The sequence below is a fragment of the Atribacter laminatus genome (genome assembly GCF_015775515.1).
GTDB lineage: Bacteria > Atribacterota > Atribacteria > Atribacterales > Atribacteraceae > Atribacter > Atribacter laminatus.
Window position 1 is genome coordinate 689,772 of sequence record NZ_CP065383.1, and the last position, 18,960, is coordinate 708,731.

At 38.2% G+C, this 18,960-nt stretch carries 17 protein-coding genes; all 17 read right to left on the reverse strand.

All coding sequences use genetic code 11. The features are described from left to right. Positions 1-31: 31 nt before the first annotated feature. The 17 genes from RT761_RS03330 to xylB all read right to left on the reverse strand — a co-directional run bounded on the left by RT761_RS03330 (position 32) and on the right by xylB (position 18,955). Positions 32-892 carry a sugar phosphate isomerase/epimerase family protein gene (locus tag RT761_RS03330; RefSeq protein ID WP_218112667.1) on the reverse strand — a complete coding sequence of 287 codons (861 nt, stop codon included), beginning with the start codon at positions 890-892 and terminating at the stop codon, positions 32-34. A gap of 60 nt (positions 893-952) precedes the next feature. Next, positions 953-1,993, reverse strand: coding sequence for an NAD(P)-dependent alcohol dehydrogenase (locus tag RT761_RS03335; RefSeq protein WP_218112668.1), 1,041 nt, complete (start codon positions 1,991-1,993; stop codon positions 953-955). Positions 1,994-2,019: 26 nt separating this feature from the next. Beyond that, the gene (locus tag RT761_RS03340; protein WP_218112669.1) at positions 2,020-2,274 is read right to left on the reverse strand and encodes a hypothetical protein; all 255 of its coding nucleotides are present in this window, start codon (positions 2,272-2,274) and stop codon (positions 2,020-2,022) included. A 409-nt stretch (positions 2,275-2,683) separates the two neighbouring features. Further along, a complete protein-coding gene (locus RT761_RS03345) occupies positions 2,684-3,376 on the reverse strand; it encodes an L-ribulose-5-phosphate 4-epimerase (protein ID WP_218112670.1) in 693 nt (230 codons plus the stop codon). Positions 3,377-3,408: 32 nt separating this feature from the next. Continuing rightward, positions 3,409-4,362 (reverse strand): sugar-binding transcriptional regulator, encoded by a 954-nt coding sequence (locus tag RT761_RS03350; RefSeq protein WP_218112671.1) that lies wholly within the window; start codon positions 4,360-4,362, stop codon positions 3,409-3,411. 3 nt (positions 4,363-4,365) lie between these two features. Beyond that, complete coding sequence (locus RT761_RS03355) at positions 4,366-5,349, reverse strand: alpha-ketoacid dehydrogenase subunit beta (protein ID WP_218112672.1); 984 nt, start codon at positions 5,347-5,349, stop codon at positions 4,366-4,368. Continuing rightward, positions 5,342-6,259: a thiamine pyrophosphate-dependent dehydrogenase E1 component subunit alpha gene (locus RT761_RS03360; protein WP_343073769.1), complete on the reverse strand. Its 918-nt coding sequence runs from the start codon at positions 6,257-6,259 to the stop codon at positions 5,342-5,344. The genes RT761_RS03355 and RT761_RS03360 overlap by 8 nt, the downstream gene beginning before the upstream one ends. A gap of 1,024 nt (positions 6,260-7,283) precedes the next feature. Beyond that, a complete protein-coding gene (locus RT761_RS03365; RefSeq protein WP_218112674.1) occupies positions 7,284-7,679 on the reverse strand; it encodes a DUF1667 domain-containing protein in 396 nt (131 codons plus the stop codon). Continuing rightward, entirely contained in the window at positions 7,642-8,898 is a 1,257-nt protein-coding gene (locus RT761_RS03370) for an NAD(P)/FAD-dependent oxidoreductase (protein ID WP_218112675.1), read from the reverse strand. The genes RT761_RS03365 and RT761_RS03370 overlap by 38 nt, the downstream gene beginning before the upstream one ends. Beyond that, positions 8,882-10,336, reverse strand: a complete 1,455-nt coding sequence (locus tag RT761_RS03375) for an NAD(P)/FAD-dependent oxidoreductase (RefSeq protein WP_218112676.1) — start codon at positions 10,334-10,336, stop codon at positions 8,882-8,884. Before RT761_RS03375 ends, RT761_RS03370 begins: the two co-directional genes overlap by 17 nt. 208 nt (positions 10,337-10,544) lie before the next feature. Continuing rightward, positions 10,545-11,321, reverse strand: a complete 777-nt coding sequence (locus RT761_RS03380) for an HAD-IIA family hydrolase (RefSeq protein WP_218112677.1) — start codon at positions 11,319-11,321, stop codon at positions 10,545-10,547. Positions 11,322-11,719: 398 nt separating this feature from the next. Then, positions 11,720-12,712 carry a LacI family DNA-binding transcriptional regulator gene (locus tag RT761_RS03385; protein WP_218112678.1) on the reverse strand — a complete coding sequence of 331 codons (993 nt, stop codon included), beginning with the start codon at positions 12,710-12,712 and terminating at the stop codon, positions 11,720-11,722. A gap of 77 nt (positions 12,713-12,789) precedes the next feature. Then, on the reverse strand, positions 12,790-13,833 hold the full coding sequence (locus RT761_RS03390) for a zinc-dependent alcohol dehydrogenase (protein ID WP_218112679.1): 1,044 nt from the start codon (positions 13,831-13,833) through the stop codon (positions 12,790-12,792). 2 nt (positions 13,834-13,835) lie between these two features. Further along, positions 13,836-14,966 carry a (Fe-S)-binding protein gene (locus RT761_RS03395; protein ID WP_218112680.1) on the reverse strand — a complete coding sequence of 377 codons (1,131 nt, stop codon included), beginning with the start codon at positions 14,964-14,966 and terminating at the stop codon, positions 13,836-13,838. A gap of 3 nt (positions 14,967-14,969) precedes the next feature. Continuing rightward, positions 14,970-16,412 (reverse strand): FAD-binding oxidoreductase, encoded by a 1,443-nt coding sequence (locus RT761_RS03400; protein ID WP_218112681.1) that lies wholly within the window; start codon positions 16,410-16,412, stop codon positions 14,970-14,972. Positions 16,413-16,431: 19 nt separating this feature from the next. Beyond that, positions 16,432-17,433: a Gfo/Idh/MocA family protein gene (locus RT761_RS03405; RefSeq protein ID WP_246465287.1), complete on the reverse strand. Its 1,002-nt coding sequence runs from the start codon at positions 17,431-17,433 to the stop codon at positions 16,432-16,434. Beyond that, positions 17,426-18,955, reverse strand: coding sequence for a xylulokinase (gene xylB, locus RT761_RS03410; protein ID WP_218112683.1), 1,530 nt, complete (start codon positions 18,953-18,955; stop codon positions 17,426-17,428). The genes RT761_RS03405 and xylB overlap by 8 nt, the downstream gene beginning before the upstream one ends. Positions 18,956-18,960 lie beyond the last annotated feature (5 nt).

The window sequence follows — 18,960 nt, forward strand, 5'->3', positions numbered from 1 at the left end:
ATAGCAAAGAGGGCTCTTTCTTTGCTATGGTTTACTCTCCAATCTCCTTGGCGACTGCTCTGAGATGCTTCAACCCTTGAACCGCTAATTCTTCTCCAGAATCAGCCAATTTTCTCCAGATGGCACATTGACGGTTGAGCTCTTCAAAACTGGGATCAAAGGATTCGATGACTAACGGGCCAGTGTAGTTGATATCCTTGAGAGCAAGAAAGAATTCTTTCCAGGGGACTAGACCGGTTCCGGGAATTCCTCGGTTGTTTTCACAGACATGGACATAGCCCAAATATTTCTTCCCACAGGTTTTCACTGCCTCCCGAAAGCTGGTTTCTTCTCGAATCATGTGGAAGGAGTCGAGATGGACTTTGATATTCTCATAGCCAACTTCCTGACAATAGCGAACTGCATCATCGGCAATGTTTAAGAAATGGGTTTCAAAGCGATTCACCGGTTCAACACAGACTGAGATTTGGCTCTTCTCCTGAGCATACTGAGCAATCTCTTTCATGCTGGCAATCGACCAGTCCCATTCTTGTTGGGTTCGGGGTTTCCCACTCAGGTATCCCCAGGCAGCATAGCTTACGCCACCGATGATTCGAGACCCCAGCTCAACATTGATATCAACCATCTTCTTCATGAATTCAATGCCGTTTTTTCGAATGGCCGGATCAGATGAGATCAGGTTGGTTTCTTTACCCAGAGTGGTGGTGGTAACCACTTCGAGACCGGTTTCTTGAATCTTTTCTTTGACCAGTTGGGTGGGGAAACTATCTGGTTTACTGATGGAAATATCTAATACTTCAAAACCAAGTTCTTTCGCTTTCGGAATGACCCACAGATCTTTTTCTGAGAAAGCTTCACTCCAAATAAAGGTATCAACTCCAAATTTGAACATTGATAGGCAACCTCCTTTGTTTATCTATCCGTTTCATATTTTCCTATTTCATGATTAATTTTATCGATTCATTACTGCTTTTATAACATTGTCACTCCGAGTAGCTACCACTTCAAGACCTTTTTGAATCTCTTCTAAACTGAATCGATGAGTGACGATTGATTTGAGATCAACCAATTCTTTTTCAACTAATCGAATCGATATTGGATAATCATTCGCATACCGATAAACCGCGTTCAGAGTTACCGTTCGATCAAAAAGATCGGAAGCTCGGTAGGGATATTCCTTAAAAGGAGGAATGCCTACTAAGGTCACCCTCCCGCCTCGCCGGGTGATCATAGGCGCAAGGTTGAAAGTTTCAAAGGTTCCAGCGGTCTCAAAGGTTTTATCAACCCCGCGATTCTTGGTGAGCTTCATAATTTCTTCTCGGACATTGGTTTTTCCTGCATCAATAGTCGTGATCCGATTCTTCGAATATCTTTTAACAAATTCCAATTTCATCGGATTGACATCACTCACAAAAATCTCAGTCGCTCCTCCAACTAATGCCGCTTGGGTACACAATAACCCAATCGTCCCGGCTCCCAAGATGGCAATCGAATCACCGAGCTGGAGGTTTCCAAGCTTCATTGCTTCCACCGCGACTGAAAGCGGTTCCATCAATGCTCCTTCTTCATACGAAACCGTCTGTGGAAGTGGAAACACAAAATCCTCTTCACTCATCACATAATCAGCAAAGGCTCCATGAACTCCTGGAACAGCATAAAAAACCATATCCGGACAGAGATGATACTCCCCTCGCTTGCACCATTCACACTGCCGGCAGGGAATACCTGGTTCAACAGTTACCCGATCCCCAACTTTAAACTTTTTTACTCCTTTTCCAACTTCCACCACATCGCCAGCACTCTCATGGCCTAATATCAGAGGCTCTTCAACAACCCATCCAGCTAATCGACCATCCCAATAAAAATGGGCATCAGATCCACAAATTCCAACACTTCTCACTTTGACTTTGACCTGATTGTCTTTGGTTATTTTTGGATCAGGAGTTTCTCGAATCTCAATGTTTTTTGGACTGGTTAAAAATGCAGCTTTCATAGTTTATGCTCCTCGCTTTTATTATTTTATGGGAAAATTTTATCTCCATTTTTTGGATCAAAAAGCAAAATCCGATCGGGAGGGAATTTAACCCATACCTTGGATCCTTTATTAATTTCCTTAATTTTTTCTATTTTAGCTTTCATTTTAATTTTCATAGACACAAGATGAATAATAATTCGATTTCCGATTGGCTCAATAAAGTCACTTTGAGCTTCAAAAAAATCTTCTTTAGGTTGAGTACTTATTAATATATTTTCAGGACTATTTCCTAAAATCACCTTTCTATGTCCTTTCTGTTCATTATCAGTTAATCAAAATTTCAATCAAAGATGTCCAACTTGAAGAGTTTGCTTTTCTTTTTCCCATATCACTCCTTTAAAAATTCATCCCAGGATTCCCTAAAAACCATCCTACAAAAATGTTTTGAGGATAATCATATACGACTTCAAGTTTATCATATTCACACTTTCCCCTTGCTTAAAAATTACTTAGATTTATATAATAACACCTCATTTTATATTAAAAAACCTCTCTTTTTCTTTTAAAAATAATTATTAGTATTATTGAATACAATATTTTATATTAGGTTAAATCGTAATATTTCATTATATAAATTAGAGTACAATTTGTAGTTTCTGCCAGATGTTTACCTTCAATTTACGAATTTCATCAAAATAATTATTTTATTTATATAATCTGCCCATAGGTCGCATCTTTCCCGTGCTTTCTCAAGTAACGCTTTTCTAATAAACTTTGTGGTATGCTTTGAATTTCTGGATTGATTTGTATGGTAAACAATGCCATGCGAGCCAACTCTTCAAGAACTACCGCATTAAAAACTGCTTGGTGACAATCTTTCCCCCAAGAGAATGGTCCATGACTGGCCACTAATACTCCGGGAACATCAAGAGGTTTTTTGGTTGCAAAACATTCGGCAATCACTTTTCCGGTTTCTCCTTCAAAAGATTCTTCAACCTCTTGTTCGGTAAGTGGCCTGGTACAAGGGACCTCGCCAAAAAAATAATCGGCATGAGTCCCACCGAAACATGGAATACTCTTTTGGGCCTGCGCCCATGCCGTTGCATAAGTTGAGTGAGTATGAACAATCCCACCCAATTCGGGAAAAGCCTTATATAAGTCCAAATGAATTTTGGTGTCCACTGATGGTCGATAATTTCCTTCAATTATCTGTCCATTAAGATCGACAACCACCATCATTTCTGAAGTCAGTTTTTCGTAAGGAACACCGCTGGGCTTAATAATGACTAATTTTTTTTTCTGATCTATTTCACTGGCATTTCCCCAGGTATAGATAACCAAACCTTTTTTTTGAAGCTCAATATTCGCTTCATACACCTTTTTTTTCAAATCCATTAACATAAGCTCACCCTACTTTCTCGTTGAGAATTCCATTATTTTTCATGGTTGATCAATTGTGAGGCAGTCAGGTCATCGGTTATCAAAGCTTGAATGAATCTTCCCTTGAGTGCTCCCAGAATGGGAAGAAACTTATTCTTCCCCCCAGCTACCCCAATTACCAATGGTATTTCTTGTAAGTCTTGAAGGCTTATACTGATTCTTCTTTTATCAGCTAAGGTTTCAATAATAGCTCCAGTTTCATCGTAAAAATTGCCACAAATATTCCCAACGACTTTTTTCTTTCGTAATTCTTCAATTTCATGATCATACAAATCCCCGGTATCAAGAAGGGTTGAAGTCTCCAAAACTCCTCCAATTCCTACCAAAGCTATATCAACTTTTTTTGACATATCGAGAACTTTAAAAACACCTTCATTACTTAAAATCGCATCTCGAGTGGCTTGATCCTTGGCAAATGCCGGAGCCATCAAATAAACAACCTGACCATCAAAATTTTCAGCAATCCGACGGGCCAATTCAACTGCCATGACGTCCCCTTTTAATTTTCCATAACCCCCCATAATTTGAACCACTCTTAAACCGGGTATTTTTTTAGGAGTGAGATAGTGGATTATTTCAAAAATGGTTTTCCCATAAGCCACTCCTAAGGTTGAATAGGGATCTAAGCGATTTCTTAAATAAGAGGCTGCAACTTGGGCAACTCTTTTTAAAAGTATTTTGTCGTTTTCTTGAAAGGATAGTGTAATCTTAACTTCCTTTAAACCAAATTTTTCCTTAAGCTGATTTTCATTTTCCAATTCCTTATCTGAAGGTTCTATAATTTTAATTTGGACAATACCCTCTTCTTTAGCTTTTTTAAGCACTCTCCAAACTTTTTGACGAGAAAGGCCAACAATTTCTCCTATCTGATCTTGAGTTAAATCTTCGTAGTAATATAATTTAGCCACTTCTCGCATTAGATCCTGATGAAAGGTATCGGACTTCATTTCTTATCCTTTCATTAACTTTCTAACCCCATTAACGATATCTTCCACTTGAGGGACTAATTGCTTTTCTAAACGAGGATTATAGGGTGGGGGCATTTCAAGACCCCCCAAGCGCATAACAGGAGAATCAAGGTCATCAAAACATTTCTCTCCAATAAATGCTGCCACCTCAGCACCGAACCCTCCCAATTGAGGAGCTTCATAAACCACCAACGCTCGATGGGTCTTTTGTATAGATTTAGTAATGGCTTCGGTATCCAGTGGACGAAGGGAACGAAGATCCAAAACCTCTACATCAATCCCTTCTTGAGCCAATTTTTCCGCTGCTTGTAAGCTTTTGGGAATGAGATTAGAATAGCCAATAATAGTGAGATCAGCGCCAGTTCTTTTCACATCTGCCTTCCCTAATGGAATTAAATATTCTTCTTCTGGAACCACTCCCTTGGTTTTGTATAACAATTTATGCTCTAAAAAAATAACCGGGTTATCATCTCGTATAGCGCTTTTTAAAAGCCCTTTGGCATCAGCAGGATTTGAAGGTAAAACTACTTTTAATCCTGGCACGTGAGCATACCAGGCTTCCTGGCTTTGAGAATGTTGAGCTGCTGCTCCAGTACCCGAACCAATGGGAGCCCTAACCACCATAGGTACCGACGCTTTCCCGCCAAACATAAAACGGATTTTTGCCGCCTGGTTGACCAATTGATCCATGCCAATGGCAATAAAATCTGAAAATTGGATTTCGGCGACTGTTCGCATTCCCACCAAAGAAGCCCCGGCAGCTGCACCAATTATGGCTGCTTCCGAAATTGGAGTATCAATGACCCGTTCTGGACCAAACTCTTCATATAAACCAAGGGTTACGGCAAAAGCACCACCATAAATACCAATATCTTCCCCCATTAAAAAAACCTGAGGATCATTTTTTAGCTCTTCACGCAATGCTTCCCGGATGGCTTCAGAATAAGTAATCACTCGATCAGGCATAAACCATCCTCCTCACCGCTTCTAAATCTGGTTCTGGACTTTGCTCAGCAAATCGAACCGATTCTTGGATAAGCTTTTCAACTTCGACATCGATGTTTCTCAAAATATCTTCTTTAATACCTTCATCGTTGATGAGGTGCTGACGAAAGGACTGGATAGGACAACGAGCTTTCCAACTTTTTATCTCTTCTTTAGTCCGATAAACATTTTTATCGCTTTTGGAATGACCTTTCCAGCGATAGGTTTTCGCTTCAATAAGAGTTGGACCTTTCCCTTCCCGAGCTCGTTCAACAGCCAAACTTACTGCCTCATACACCTCAAGAACTTTATTTCCATTTATGGTCACTCCAGGAATCCCGTAAGCTTTGGAACGTTCGGAAATATCATCAATCGCCACAGAATATTTAATCGAAGTTGACATTGCATATTGATTATTTTCACATAAATACACTACTGGAAGTTTGAAAGCCGCTCCCATATTTATCGATTCATGAAAAGTACCAGTATTTGAGGCTCCGTCTCCGAAAAAACAGATAACAACTTTCCCATTTTTTTGCAGCTTACACCCTAATGCCGCACCGGTAGCAATAGGAATACCACCACCTACCACACCGTTGGCACCTAAATTTCCCTTTTCTACATCGGCAATATGCATCGAACCTCCAACTCCATGGCAATATCCAGTATCTTTAGCCATTAATTCTGCCATCATTCGTTTTACATCGGCCCCCTTTGCAATACAATGCCCATGGCCTCGGTGGGTAGAAGTAATAAAATCGTCAGGCTGCAAAGCGGCGCAAGTGCCAACCGCTACCGCCTCTTCACCAACATAAAGATGGAAAGTCCCAAATATCTTTCCTTCAATGTACAACAATTCCGCCTGTTCCTCGAATAAGCGAATCGTAATCATTTGCCGGTAGATATCTAACTTTTTATCAAGAGTAAGCAAATTAGAATTGACCTCCTTTACTATCCTGAAAATATCGAAACGTTTTTAGGTAATTCTTTCAAAGCAACCAACCTTAATCTCATTCTTGGTTTTCACCCTCATCCTCACCTTCTCCCATCAAGGGAGAAGGAACTCTGAATTCTTTTGTTCTTTTTTCCCTCGCCCCTCGGTGGGAGAAGGTCAGGGTGAGGGGGCAACTTATTTTCATATTCATCTGGTGCTGCGAAAGCAGCATGAAGGTCTATCCTGAAAATACCAATATTGGTGAAAAAAGAATAAACAAAAAAAGACTAGGCACACCCCCCTTAAATCCCCCCTCAATGGGGGAATGAATTCAACAATTCCCCTCCTTGGAGGGGTGCCGCTTTCGCGGCGGGGAGGGTGTCTTTATATCTTTATAGAGTATTTTTTAGAAAATAAAAAAAGAAATAGGAATGAAAGATGGGATTCTCACGTCGCATAATACGTTCCTCAGAATGACAAATTAAATATTGCTGTCATCCTGAGTGGTGCTTTCCCACGTGAGGATCTCATCTTTACATTATTTTAAAAAAATTACGAAATGAGATTGCCACGTCGCAGAGCTCATCGTAATGACGGATTGAGATAGCTATTTTCATCTTTATCCAGTGCTGCGAACGTAACAAAAAGTTCTTTTCTTATATTAAGACTTTTTAGGGGAGATATATTCATTACAAATTGAGAAATTTCTCGATATCATTTTCTCAATAACTATAATCAATTTATATCGTATGTTTTTTCATCTGTCAAATTACAAAATGAACATTTTTAAAAAATAAAAATATGAAGAAATAGTGAGAAATGACTTATGATTGGGGAATTATTCATAACAGCATTATAAGGATTGATATTTAATCCTGAATTAGGGCAAATTAAATTGGAAAAAGAGCTGGGATTTTCTCTCCATCAGCTTAATGATTATCTCCAATTTCTTTTTTTAACTTTAAGGTAATGAAAATTTCCATCATTTGGATCGTTTCAAAACCGTTCGAGTAGCTATTATATCAACACCTTCTCCTAAACTATTGGTTGCAATAACTTGACCAACATGAACTGGTGCCTCGGCTTCTATAGTCGAAAGAAATTGTATCAATTCTGAGATACGTCGAAGGGGAAAGGGGTTTTTAGTTCGAACTGGAAGCCGTCGGATTTCCCCGTTCATAACAACAACTGTTGTTGTCACTGTTCTTTTTGGATTAAGCATTTCATCTTGTGCGTACTGACTTCCCCGTTTGCATTTTGCACCAGTAACCACTATTTTTTCTCCATCTTTTTCAACTCGAAGAGAACATCCCATAGGACAGGAAGTACAAATAAGTTGTTTAGATTCCTTCGATTGAGCTTCCGACAATTTCAACAATGATTTCTCCTCCTTCTTCAGGCCAATGTATATTTTTAAGGTCATAGCGAACCATCTCACTAGGACGACAGACGGCTACCCTTTTTTGATCAAATACTTTTCCTTGAGTTATAAATTGAACTTTCCCATCACGGAAACTTTGGTCAGGACGAATAAATAACCAACCATCATCAACTTGCCGAACTCGTTGTGGGATAACTAAACCTACACCTGATCCAGGATTCAATTGATACTTTATTGGTTTTTTAACTCTATTTTCAGCCGCCGACTGACCGGCTTTTTGTGACACGAAAGTGACATAATCGACTAAATCGAAAACTGAAGCGACATTCCCACAGGCATATATCCCATCAAGGTCAGTAGAGAAATTTTCATCAACAAAAGGCCCATGGCTAAAATGACATAGCGAAACACCAGCTTTTCGAGATAGTTCATTTTCCGGAAGGAGTCCTACCGAAAGAAGAAGCGTGTCACAGTTTAATAACCTTTCGGTTCTTGGAATTGGTTGCCAAGATTGATCAACCCGACTAATTTCCACTCCCTCGACTCGTTCTTTACCAAAAATGTTGGTTACTGTGTGAGAAAGTAATAGAGGAAGCTCAAAGTCAAGCAAACACTGCACATAATTCCGGATAAGACCGCTTAATGAAGGCCGTACCTCTACCACCGCTTCTACTTTGACACCTTCAAGGGTTAACCTGCGGGCCATAATTAAGCCAATATCTCCTGATCCTAAAATAACCACTTTCTTTCCCGGCAAATAACCTTCAATATTGACCAGATACTGAGCTAAGCCTGCAGTATAGATTCCAGCTGGACGAAATCCAGGAATAAAAATCATCCCTCTGGTTTTTTCCCGACATCCCATACTGAGTATGACTGATTCACTATAGAATTCCCAAACACCTTTTGGGTTAACCGCAGTTATTTTTTTATTTGTGGTAAGGTCAAGAACAGTTGTTTCAGTCATTACCTCTATTGAGGTTTTGGCTAATTGATCAATATATCGGGCAGCATATTCAGGACCAGTCAGTTCTTCTCCAAATACTTGCAAACCAAAGCCGGGATGAATACACTGATTCAATATTCCTCCCAAGTAATCATTTCTTTCTAAGATAAATATTTTCCGGGCACCGTGGTTCCAAGCAGATAGCGCTGAAGCCATACCTGCTGGACCTCCCCCAATAACGACGACATCACAATCAATGTGATGTGGCATGAGCATTAACCACCTTTTTCGTTTCACCAACAAAGAGATTCGAATTTTTATCCGATTTTAATAAGTCTTGAATACCGATATTTAATAGATTCATAACAATGGAAGGAAGATGCATTTGACAAAAACTTCCCTGACAGCGTCCAGCTGTAACCCTGATTCTTCGCTTTAAACCGTCCATGGTTCGAGCCGGAGGGTTCATGTTTAAGGCATACTTAACTTCCGCCAGGGTGACTTCTTCACACCGACAGACAATCTGACCCCAATCGGGATCTTGAGCAATAAGTTCCTCACGTTTTTCCCAATCACAATCATGAAATACAGGAAAAGCTTTTCTAAAAATTATCTGGTCTTTTTCTTTCAATGATAATCCTTGCTGAATCAGTAATTCTCCCACATATTCTGCTATTCCTGGAGAAGCTGTAAGACCTGGTGATTCAATCCCACACAGGTGAATTAAGCCTGGATGCTTTTTTGAAACAAAGATAAGAAAATCTCTTTCGGGTAAGGTAGGCCGTATTCCAGCAAATATCTGAATAGTTTGATTAAAAGGAAATCGTGGAACCAGCTTTTGAGCACCAGCTCTGACTTCATTCAACCCTTGAGGGGTGGTCGAGGTATCATCAACACAACTCGATTCAAAGTTTGGCCCAGCTAAAATATTGCCTTCTGGAGTTGGAGAAACAAGGATACCCTTACTTACTGAGTTGGGAACTGGATAGAGAATTTTTTTTACCAAACCTTGGCTTTCTTTATCAAGCAAAAAATATTCACCTTTAAATGCAGAAAGATCCGGAACCTGGTCTCCTGATTTTTGAGCCATTTTTACCGATGATAGACCAGCAGCATTTACAACATATGAAGCTTCATAATTTTCATTAGGAGTATGTACGATGATCTTTTTACCTTGAAGATCAAAACCCTCTACAGAGCTATCAAAATGAAATTCAACTCCATTTAAAGCCGCCCCTTCAGCAAAGGCTAAGGTAAGACGAAATGGAGACACGACCGCGGCGTGAGGATCATAATAAGTAGCAACTGTTCGATCTGATAGGTTTGGCTCGAGGATTCGAGATTCTTGTGGACTTAGGATATCTGCATCATCATATCTTCCGATTTTTTTTAAAGATTTTAAGTAGTTTAGGTCATCCTGGTTAAACGCAACAGTTAATGCTCCGGTAACTGAAGGATGAAAATCCAGTTCTTTTTCAATTTTAGGAAACCATGATAAAGCTCCTTGATGGAGCTTCCCTTTCACGGTTCCTGGAGTAAGATAGCTACCAGAATGAATAATACCTGTATTAGCCTTACTTACTCCACAACAAACATCGAGCTCTCTCTCGAGAAGAAGTGTTTTTAGGTCAAAGTGAGAAAGAAACCAGGCAATTGCACAACCTACAACTCCTCCTCCAACAATGATTACATCATAAGTCTTTTTCACGTTGATGTTCTCCTTGATTTACTCAATAAAAAAATTTTGAAACAGAAAATAACTGTAAACATTAAGAAAGTGTAATAAAACAAAAAAGCCTTTCGAGACAAATAAAGAATTGTCTCGAAAGGCTTTCTCCCATTCTCCAAGCCTAATGCTCTTTAATTTAATATAACATAATATTCTTTGTTAAACAACAGTCAATACAATATGAATATCAGTTAAAATCAATATCATTAAGGGAAGAAAAGACATAATCCGGTTGCCATGGAGACTCTTTAACATCATCTTTTTGGGTTTCACCGGTCAAAACTAAAATTGTAGTAATACCTGATTTTTTACCCATGGCAATATCAGTGTACAAACGATCGCCAATCATAACGATTTCGTTTTGAGTGGTTTTGGTTCGATACGCTACATATTCAATAACTTCAGGATAAGGTTTCCCAAAAATTTTAGGTGATATCCCGGTTGATTCTTCTAACATTTTGATCATCGAACCAGTGTCTGGTATAGGACCATCCTCAGTTGGACAGTTAATATCTGGGTGAGTAGCAAAGAATGGAATCCCTTGCCGTATAAAATAACAAGCTTTTTCCAGTTTATGATAGGTGAGGGTTTTGTCAAAACCGAGCACAATAAAATCTGGATCATTATTGACGCTAATAAGACCAACCTTGAGCAGATCACGTTCTAATTCTTTGGTTCCCAAAAGATACACTTTCCCATTTGGTTTTATCTTTTGTAGATACCAGGCACAAATTTCACCAGAGGTAATAATCTGGGATTTATGAATAGTTTTCAAACCCATTTTAGAAAGCTTTGAAGCATAAAAATTTGCATCCCGAGAAGAATTGTTGGTAAGAAAATAAAAAGATTTTCCGTTTTTTTCTAATCGATCAATAAAATCTAAAGAACCCGGAATAATCCTATTTCCTAAATAAAACGTTCCATCCATATCCATAAGGAATACTTTTTTTGCTTTCAAATCCATCGATTGCTTTCCTTTCCTATTTAATATTACCAATACCCATTTCTTCTACTATTATGTTTACATATTTTTTGAAGGTTTGGAAGAACTGAATTCCAGAGAGAAGGAATGAAGAACCAAAAAATAAGATTCTTAATTTTCATCAATTATACTAAGTTCATTCTGTTTCCAAAAAACCCTCACGTCTTCTCGAAAAGAACATTTTAAATTAATACCAGCTTTTTTGGATAATTGAAAGTAATCGGCTCTTTTGCAAAACCAAATGTTAACCTAACAGGTGTTCCACTTTGTAAAAATGTGTATCTATTAATTAATATAAAATTACCAAAAAGAATTAAATTTGTTTCTGAATTCAATTCTTTAAAACCGAGAACCATATATAAATCAAATTAATATATATTCTATGATGAATCCCTTATGACCAGTTCATCTTCCAGAACAATATGTTCTGGAAGTCTTTTTTCTTTCGCTTCGATTCTATCGAGTAGCATTTGGGCGGCCATAATGCCCATCTGATGGGTATTTTCTGAAATAACAGTTAGGGGAGTTTGCAATAGCGATGACCAGGGAGTATCATCAAAACCAACTACTGCAACCTCTTCAGGAATCCTCATTTTTTTCTCATTCAAAATGCTCAGGGCAACATTGGTTTTGGTTTGAGTCGTACAAATCAATCCATCAATATTATTAGAATTGATGAATGTTTTAAAATTTTCTCTAAAATTTTGGAAATTATGTTCCTGTATTTGAATGGTCAAATTTGGAAGTTTATATTCTTTGAGAGCAGTATCATATCCGGTTTTTTTCTCATAATTTGCCAGTGATCCTGGATCATAACCAAATAAGGCAATCTTTTTTCGCCCTCTATCGATAAGATGTCGAGTCGCATTATAAGCCGCTTGGAAATTATTTGATACTACCGAATCAATATCCAAATCAGCAATTTTTCTATTCACTTGTACTATCGGAATCCCATTTTGGTAAATCTGTTGTAAAAAAGAACGATTTTGATAAGAGCAAGGAACCACCAAAATTCCACTGATTCTTTTCGCTAAAAATACTCTTAATATTTCTTTTTCACGGTTAGAATCTTCTTCGCTGGAAGCTAATAAAAAACTAAAGGACTTTTGGTGAGCACATTCATTCACGGCTCGAATCATAGGATTATAAAAATTACTCACAATTGGAATTATTAAACCAATAGTTTTTGCATCATTCATTTTGAGAGCGCGAGCCAACGGGTCTGGTATATAGTTTAATTCTTTAATTGCCTGTTCTATTCTCCTCTGAAGTTCAGGCGAAACATAACGACTTCGATTCAAATAGGCCGAAACTGTCGCTCGAGAGACTCCTGCCCGCAAAGCAACATCTTCGCTTGATGGTCTATTTTTCATTTTCTTGTCTCATTTATTAATTTTTTAATTATTATCATCATAAAATGCAATTACTTTTCGAGTAAGTTATTTTCATCCTAATCGAAACCAAGTTCATTTTCATTAATGTCAATGAATACCTTTATAAAAGAATTATTCGGGTCTTCGATAAACCTATAAGCTTCAACCCATTGTTGGAAAGGGAAATGATGAGTTTGAAGAGGTTTAAGAATGATTTTTTTTAACATTATTAATTCAGCTGCTTTTTTAAATTCTTGAAAAGAATACATTAAGCTTCCCAACATGTTGATTTCTTTATCTTGAACGAATACCATATCCACTCGAGGAGGATTTTCATAGACTCCAGCTACGATAACAAAGCCTCCCCTTTCAACTAAATGAATACAAGTATTGAGAGGATTTTCCTTTCCTACACATTCAAAAGCCACTGATGGTGAGGACTTCATAATATCCTTCACTTGATTTTCAAGTCGATCATCAGGAAATATAATTTTAAATCCTAAAATAGAAGCCACTTGACTTCGAAATGGTAACATTTCGGAAATAATAATCTCTTTTGCTCCTCGTAACCGACATACTTGGGCAATTAATAAGCCTATTGTACCTCCTCCAGCAATAAAAACTTTTTGATCTTTGATATTTGGAACTCTATTTACAGTATGAATTGCCACTGCTAATGGTTCAGTCATGGCTGCATCATCTAAACTCACCTCAGAACTATACCGAACTATATAATCTGGATCCACCCGTAGATACTGGTTCCCACCTCCAGGGAGATTTCCGCCAATAAATTGTAATTGATCACATTGAGCAATCAACCCTTGTTGACATTTTGGACACTTGCCACAACCTATTGCCGGTTCAATGGTAACGAAGTCTCCTATTTTATAATCATTTACTCCCTCGCCTACTTCAACAATAAATCCACTTAATTCATGCCCTTGTATCAAAGGGAAAGAAACCAGAGGGTGTTTCCCTTTAAATGCGTGAATATCCGAACCGCAAATTCCTATGCGAACTATTTTAACAACGACTTTCCCAGGAGCTATGACCGGCCTATTGATTTCTCGAAATTGAAGTTGATGGGCTTGAGGAATATAAGCCTGACAAGCTTTATCCATTGTTATTCTCCTCCTTCAAATTCTAAATTAGCTAACTCTACAATATCCATAACCTGCATTGAGGGAAAATCTTTTTCTATAAAAGACTGAAATACCGTTTTACAATTTTGGCAAGCAGTAATTAAAACCTGTGATTTTTCTTCTAAAACACTGTTCATTCTAACTTTTACTATTTTTTGAGAAAGTTCTGAATCGATAAAAAACTGAATTGAACCAGCACCACAACATTCTGCTTTTTCTCGGGAATGGAAAAGTTCAGTGGGCGCTTGACCAACAATGTCTCGAACAACGAAACGAGGTGCATCAAAAATTCCTAATTTCCTTCCGAGCTGACAGGGATCATGATAACTTACTGATTTTAAAGATACTTTATGATGAAAAATCAAGCTACGGTCTAAAATTTTTTCTTGTAGAAATTGTGAAACGTGAAGAATTTGTATATCTTTTGGAAAAGATAACTGCCAATTGGGGTAAATTTCACGGAAATTGCGAAGACAGTGTGGGCATCCGGTGAGAATTATCCTCGGATGAATCTCCACTAACTTGTCATAGGTTTTTTTGGCTTGTTGCTTTGCTTCCTGAGTATAACCCAAATCATAAAGCGGCATCCCACAACATTCCTCATTCTCCATTCGCATCCAACTGACTCTGCAGTGTTCAAGCATATTCTCAGTTGCACTTATAATCTCAGGATGATAATAACGGGTTGAACATCCAGGAAAATAAACAATTTCAGGATGATGTTGATTTTCTGGCCGAGAATTCAATTTATTATCCGAATCATTTCCGAAGGGCGATCCAGTCACTTGAATTGATTGAAGAACATTTTTCACTTTTTGAGGTTCTCGGTTTTTTTCAACTATGTCTTCACGTGCATGGCGAACTAATTCATCTTCCGGCCAGTGAAATTCACAATCTTCTCGACATAATCCACACTGTGAACATTGATAGAATTTCTTTACAAAGTCATCTGTCCAGTCTCGAATCCCATCTGATATTTCAGAAAGCATCAAAGCATAGCCACGAGGAGTATGAGAATCGAGCTTGGTTGCCAAAAAAGTTGGACAAGCATGTCGACACATGAAACAAAAACGGCAATTTTTAATAACTTCTCTTACATGATCTATACCCATTTGTTATTCTCCTAAACCTAATTTTCCCGGATTGAGTAAAGATTCAGGATCTAAAGCTTTTTTAATAATTTGAGAAAAATTATAATTTTCTTCTGAAACATCTTGCATAAACCGGCTGAACCGCATGCCAATTCCATGATGTTCATTCACCACTCCACCATTTTGAATGGATGCTTGTACACAAATATCTAAAATTTGGTTATAAAGACGAATTGCCTTATGAGGATTGCTGGGAAAATCTTTCAAAAGAAAGGTCGGATAAAAACTGGTTCCCCAATCATACCAATGGGAAAAATGAGCGTGGAAGATCGCATTCCATGGCTTGAACCCTTCTTCAACTCCTTTTTTCATCTCCCAATAAATAGTTTCAATTTTTTCATAAGGGGCAACGGTATCCATGACGGCTGTCATCCAAGGTTCGCAAATATAGTCTAAGGGAGGATAATAAGAACGATAACGGTTATTCCACCAGTTTATTGCTAACTTTTCTCCTAAATCTTCTCCTTCATTTTGTTCAAGTATTAAATAAGAGACTTCCTCTTGAGCTTCAACAATTTTTTTCATTCCATCAAATCCAATAATGAGGACACATCCTTCTTTTTCTAAACCATACTGTTTTTGAAGAATATGCCTGGTATCGTATTCATCGTATAAACGCAACAGACATGGATTAAGTCCTTTAACCATAATTTGTCTTCCGGCTTCGATCCCCTTCTGCAGGTTGGAGAGAAGAAAAGCCCGGAAAGATCGTTTCTCAGGAAGATAATAGATTTTACAGAGGGCTTCGGTTATGATTCCTAAAGTTCCTTCGGCTCCAAAAAAAAGTCTTGAATAATCGGGGCCAGTAGAGTGTAAACGTACTGGTAAGCTTTTAAATAAATTTCCATTGGGAAGGACTACTTCTAATTGATGAACCATATCACTCATCTTTCCATATTTTGAGGAAAGAACACCAGTCCCATTGGTACTAATAAAACCGCCTAAGGTAGAAGTATTAAATGAAGCTGGGAAATGATTCATAGTATACCCTTTGCGATTAAGAAACTCTTCTAAATGTTTCTGTAGAATTCCAGTTTGAACCCGTACAGTCATGGAGCGTTCATTAAGTTCGATAATTTTATCCATTCGTTTTAAATCGATCACTAATCCTCCATACAGAGGTATTGATCCACCCCCATCTCCTGCTCCCCCACCTCGAGCCAGATAAGGAATTTTATTTATTAGACAAAATTGAACTATCTTCTTGACTTGTTCAGTGTTTTCTGGAAAGACAATCACCGAGGGCTGGGGAAAATTATTTTGTTGGAAAAAGCAATAACGAGTCATCCACCAAACATCGATAGACTGTACATCTTTTTCTGATTGATCGGTTATCACATATTCTGAACCAACTATTTTTTCCAATTCATACCATTGATTTTTTTCTAAACATCCACTTTTTTTCATGATTCAGGCTCCTGATATTTTATAAAGCGCTCGATATAAATTCCCAGTCAGTTGGTATCCCAGCTTTCTTAGCTATGGTAAACATCCACTCCATAGTTTCGACTTCTTCTTCAATAGAAGGATTGGGTTTCTTCCCAAATTTTACACAATCGATGAAATGTCTTAAGCCACCAATATATCCATTCAAAACATGACTTTGATTGGGACTAATCGGATTCCAATCTGGTGCCCAGGTTTCACCAGTTTCAACATTACAGAGAGTTACTTCCCGAGCATTGTTAACAATAACACTTTTCCCCTGGTCGCCAAGGATTTCCATCCGTTCTGAAAATTGACCTGGGCCGCCAAAAGTTCCCCACCCAACAATACCAAGTGCACCACTATTAAAACCGACCATAATCGTAAGGGCTCCATGTCTTTCATTTATTCTGTGCGACCATGATTCGATTTTCTGGATTGGACCACCAAAATATTGAATAAGGTCAAGATTGTGGCTTTGCCACTCCAACATACAGGTAAAAAAAGTAGGAAAAACTGGAAATCCGTGTTGCTTGGTCTCGATTTGAACAATGTTTCCAAAATTTTCAACATTTTCAACATGTTTCTTAGCTAGCTTGTATGCTGAGCTGTGCCTTTTCTGATGATCAACCTGAACAATACACCCACTCTCTTTAGCGGCTTCGGCAATTTGATAGGTTCCTTCCAAATCGATGGCAATCGCCTTTTCCAAAAAAACTGGAACTCCCATCCGTAACACCTTGGGTACGACTAAGGGATGGATCTTTGACCCTAAACAAATGACACATCCATTTAAGTTTTCTTGACCAATCATTTCTTGAAAATCTGTGTAGATATTCTTCCAACCATATTTCGAAGCCAAACGTTCAGCTCTTTTCAAACGGAGATCGCAAACAGCAACCCTTTGAACATCATCAAAAAAATGAGTTGAAAGACTTGGAAAAATATTCGCCTCAGCAAATATACCACATCCGATAACCCCCAAACGGAATGGTTCACCCATTTTTTCCACTCTTATCCCCTCCTTTTTCTTCATCCATTTGTGAGACATATCGAATCAATTGAGTGATTTTTTTGTACTTTTTGTAAAAATACTTATAAGAATTGTGTATCTCTGGTGAAAAATCAATGGTTTTTTCAATACGAACACACTTTCCTATGGCTTCTTCGAGAGAAGAGAAAATCCCCGATCCAATTCCAGCAACCATCGCAGCTCCAAAAGCAGCATCGGTATGGGTTGGAATCAATCCTTTCACTCCAAATACATCAACTACTATTGAAAGCCATAAATGATTTTTTACTCCTCCTCCAACGAAAATATATTCTTGAAAACCCTGGGTAATTTCCCCAAAAACTGAAAAAGCATCCATCAGTGCATAGGCTGTTCCCTCATAAATAGCCCGAATTATATCTGATCGTTGATGAGAAACATTGAGACCAAAAAGATTTCCTTGCAACCTTGAATCCCAATAAGGTGCATCTTCTCCTAATAAATAAGGATGAAAGATCAACCCCTTTGAACCAACTGGAGATATTTTTGCTTCATCCATCATAATTTGGTAAATTGACGAATAATCAGCAGGGTTTTGCTGGAAAAAAAGATCCTTGCCCCATTGAACTGACTGAGCGCAAGAACGGGTATTGAGATCGATCATCCATCGGTTGGGCATAAGGTACGACCAACAATAATACTGGTGTGAACCAGTAAGGTGATCAACTATAGTTGATAAGGCGCCAGAAGTACCGAGTCGTATTTTACATTGTTTGTCATTATATAAACCAATCGCTAAGGTTTCGATGGTTGAGTCACTACCTCCCATAACAACTGGTAAATCCTTAGGAAGACCAGTATCTATAGATGCTTTGGAACTCACCGTTCCTAATAACCTAGTAGATGGAACAATCTCGGGACATAACTGGATGGGAAGATGATAAAAATTGAGTATTTCTTCAGACCACTCTTGTTTTTGAATGTCGTAAAAGGATGATCCCGAAGCATCACTTCGGTCGGTACAAGTGCGGTTAGTCAAACGAAAATTTATATAATCTTTTGGAAATATCAGTGCTTTGGTTGATTTAAGTATTTCCGGTTCATGTTTTTGAACCCAAAGCAGCTTCGGGAGAGTGCACATCGTGTTTATTGGATTTCCAGTTATCAATTCCACCATTGCTTGGTTGGTTGATAGTATATAGGCTACTTCCTCTCTGCATCGTCTATCATTCCATAATATTGAGGGACGAACCGGTTGATAATTGAATCCAATCAGGGTTAAGCCACGCATCTGACCGGCAATTGATATAGCAGCTAGCCTATCTTTTTGAAAAGATCCGTTTATTTTCATTTTCTGCATTAAAGCAATGAACGCTTGATACCAGTTATCTGGATTCTGTTCCACCCAGTCGGGTTGAGAAGAAAAAGAGGAATATTCAATGCTTACCGAGTCTACCATCTGACCTGATTGATCGATAATACACGCTTTTCCACTACTGGTTCCAATATCAATACCGATAAGAAGGTCTTTCATCAGTA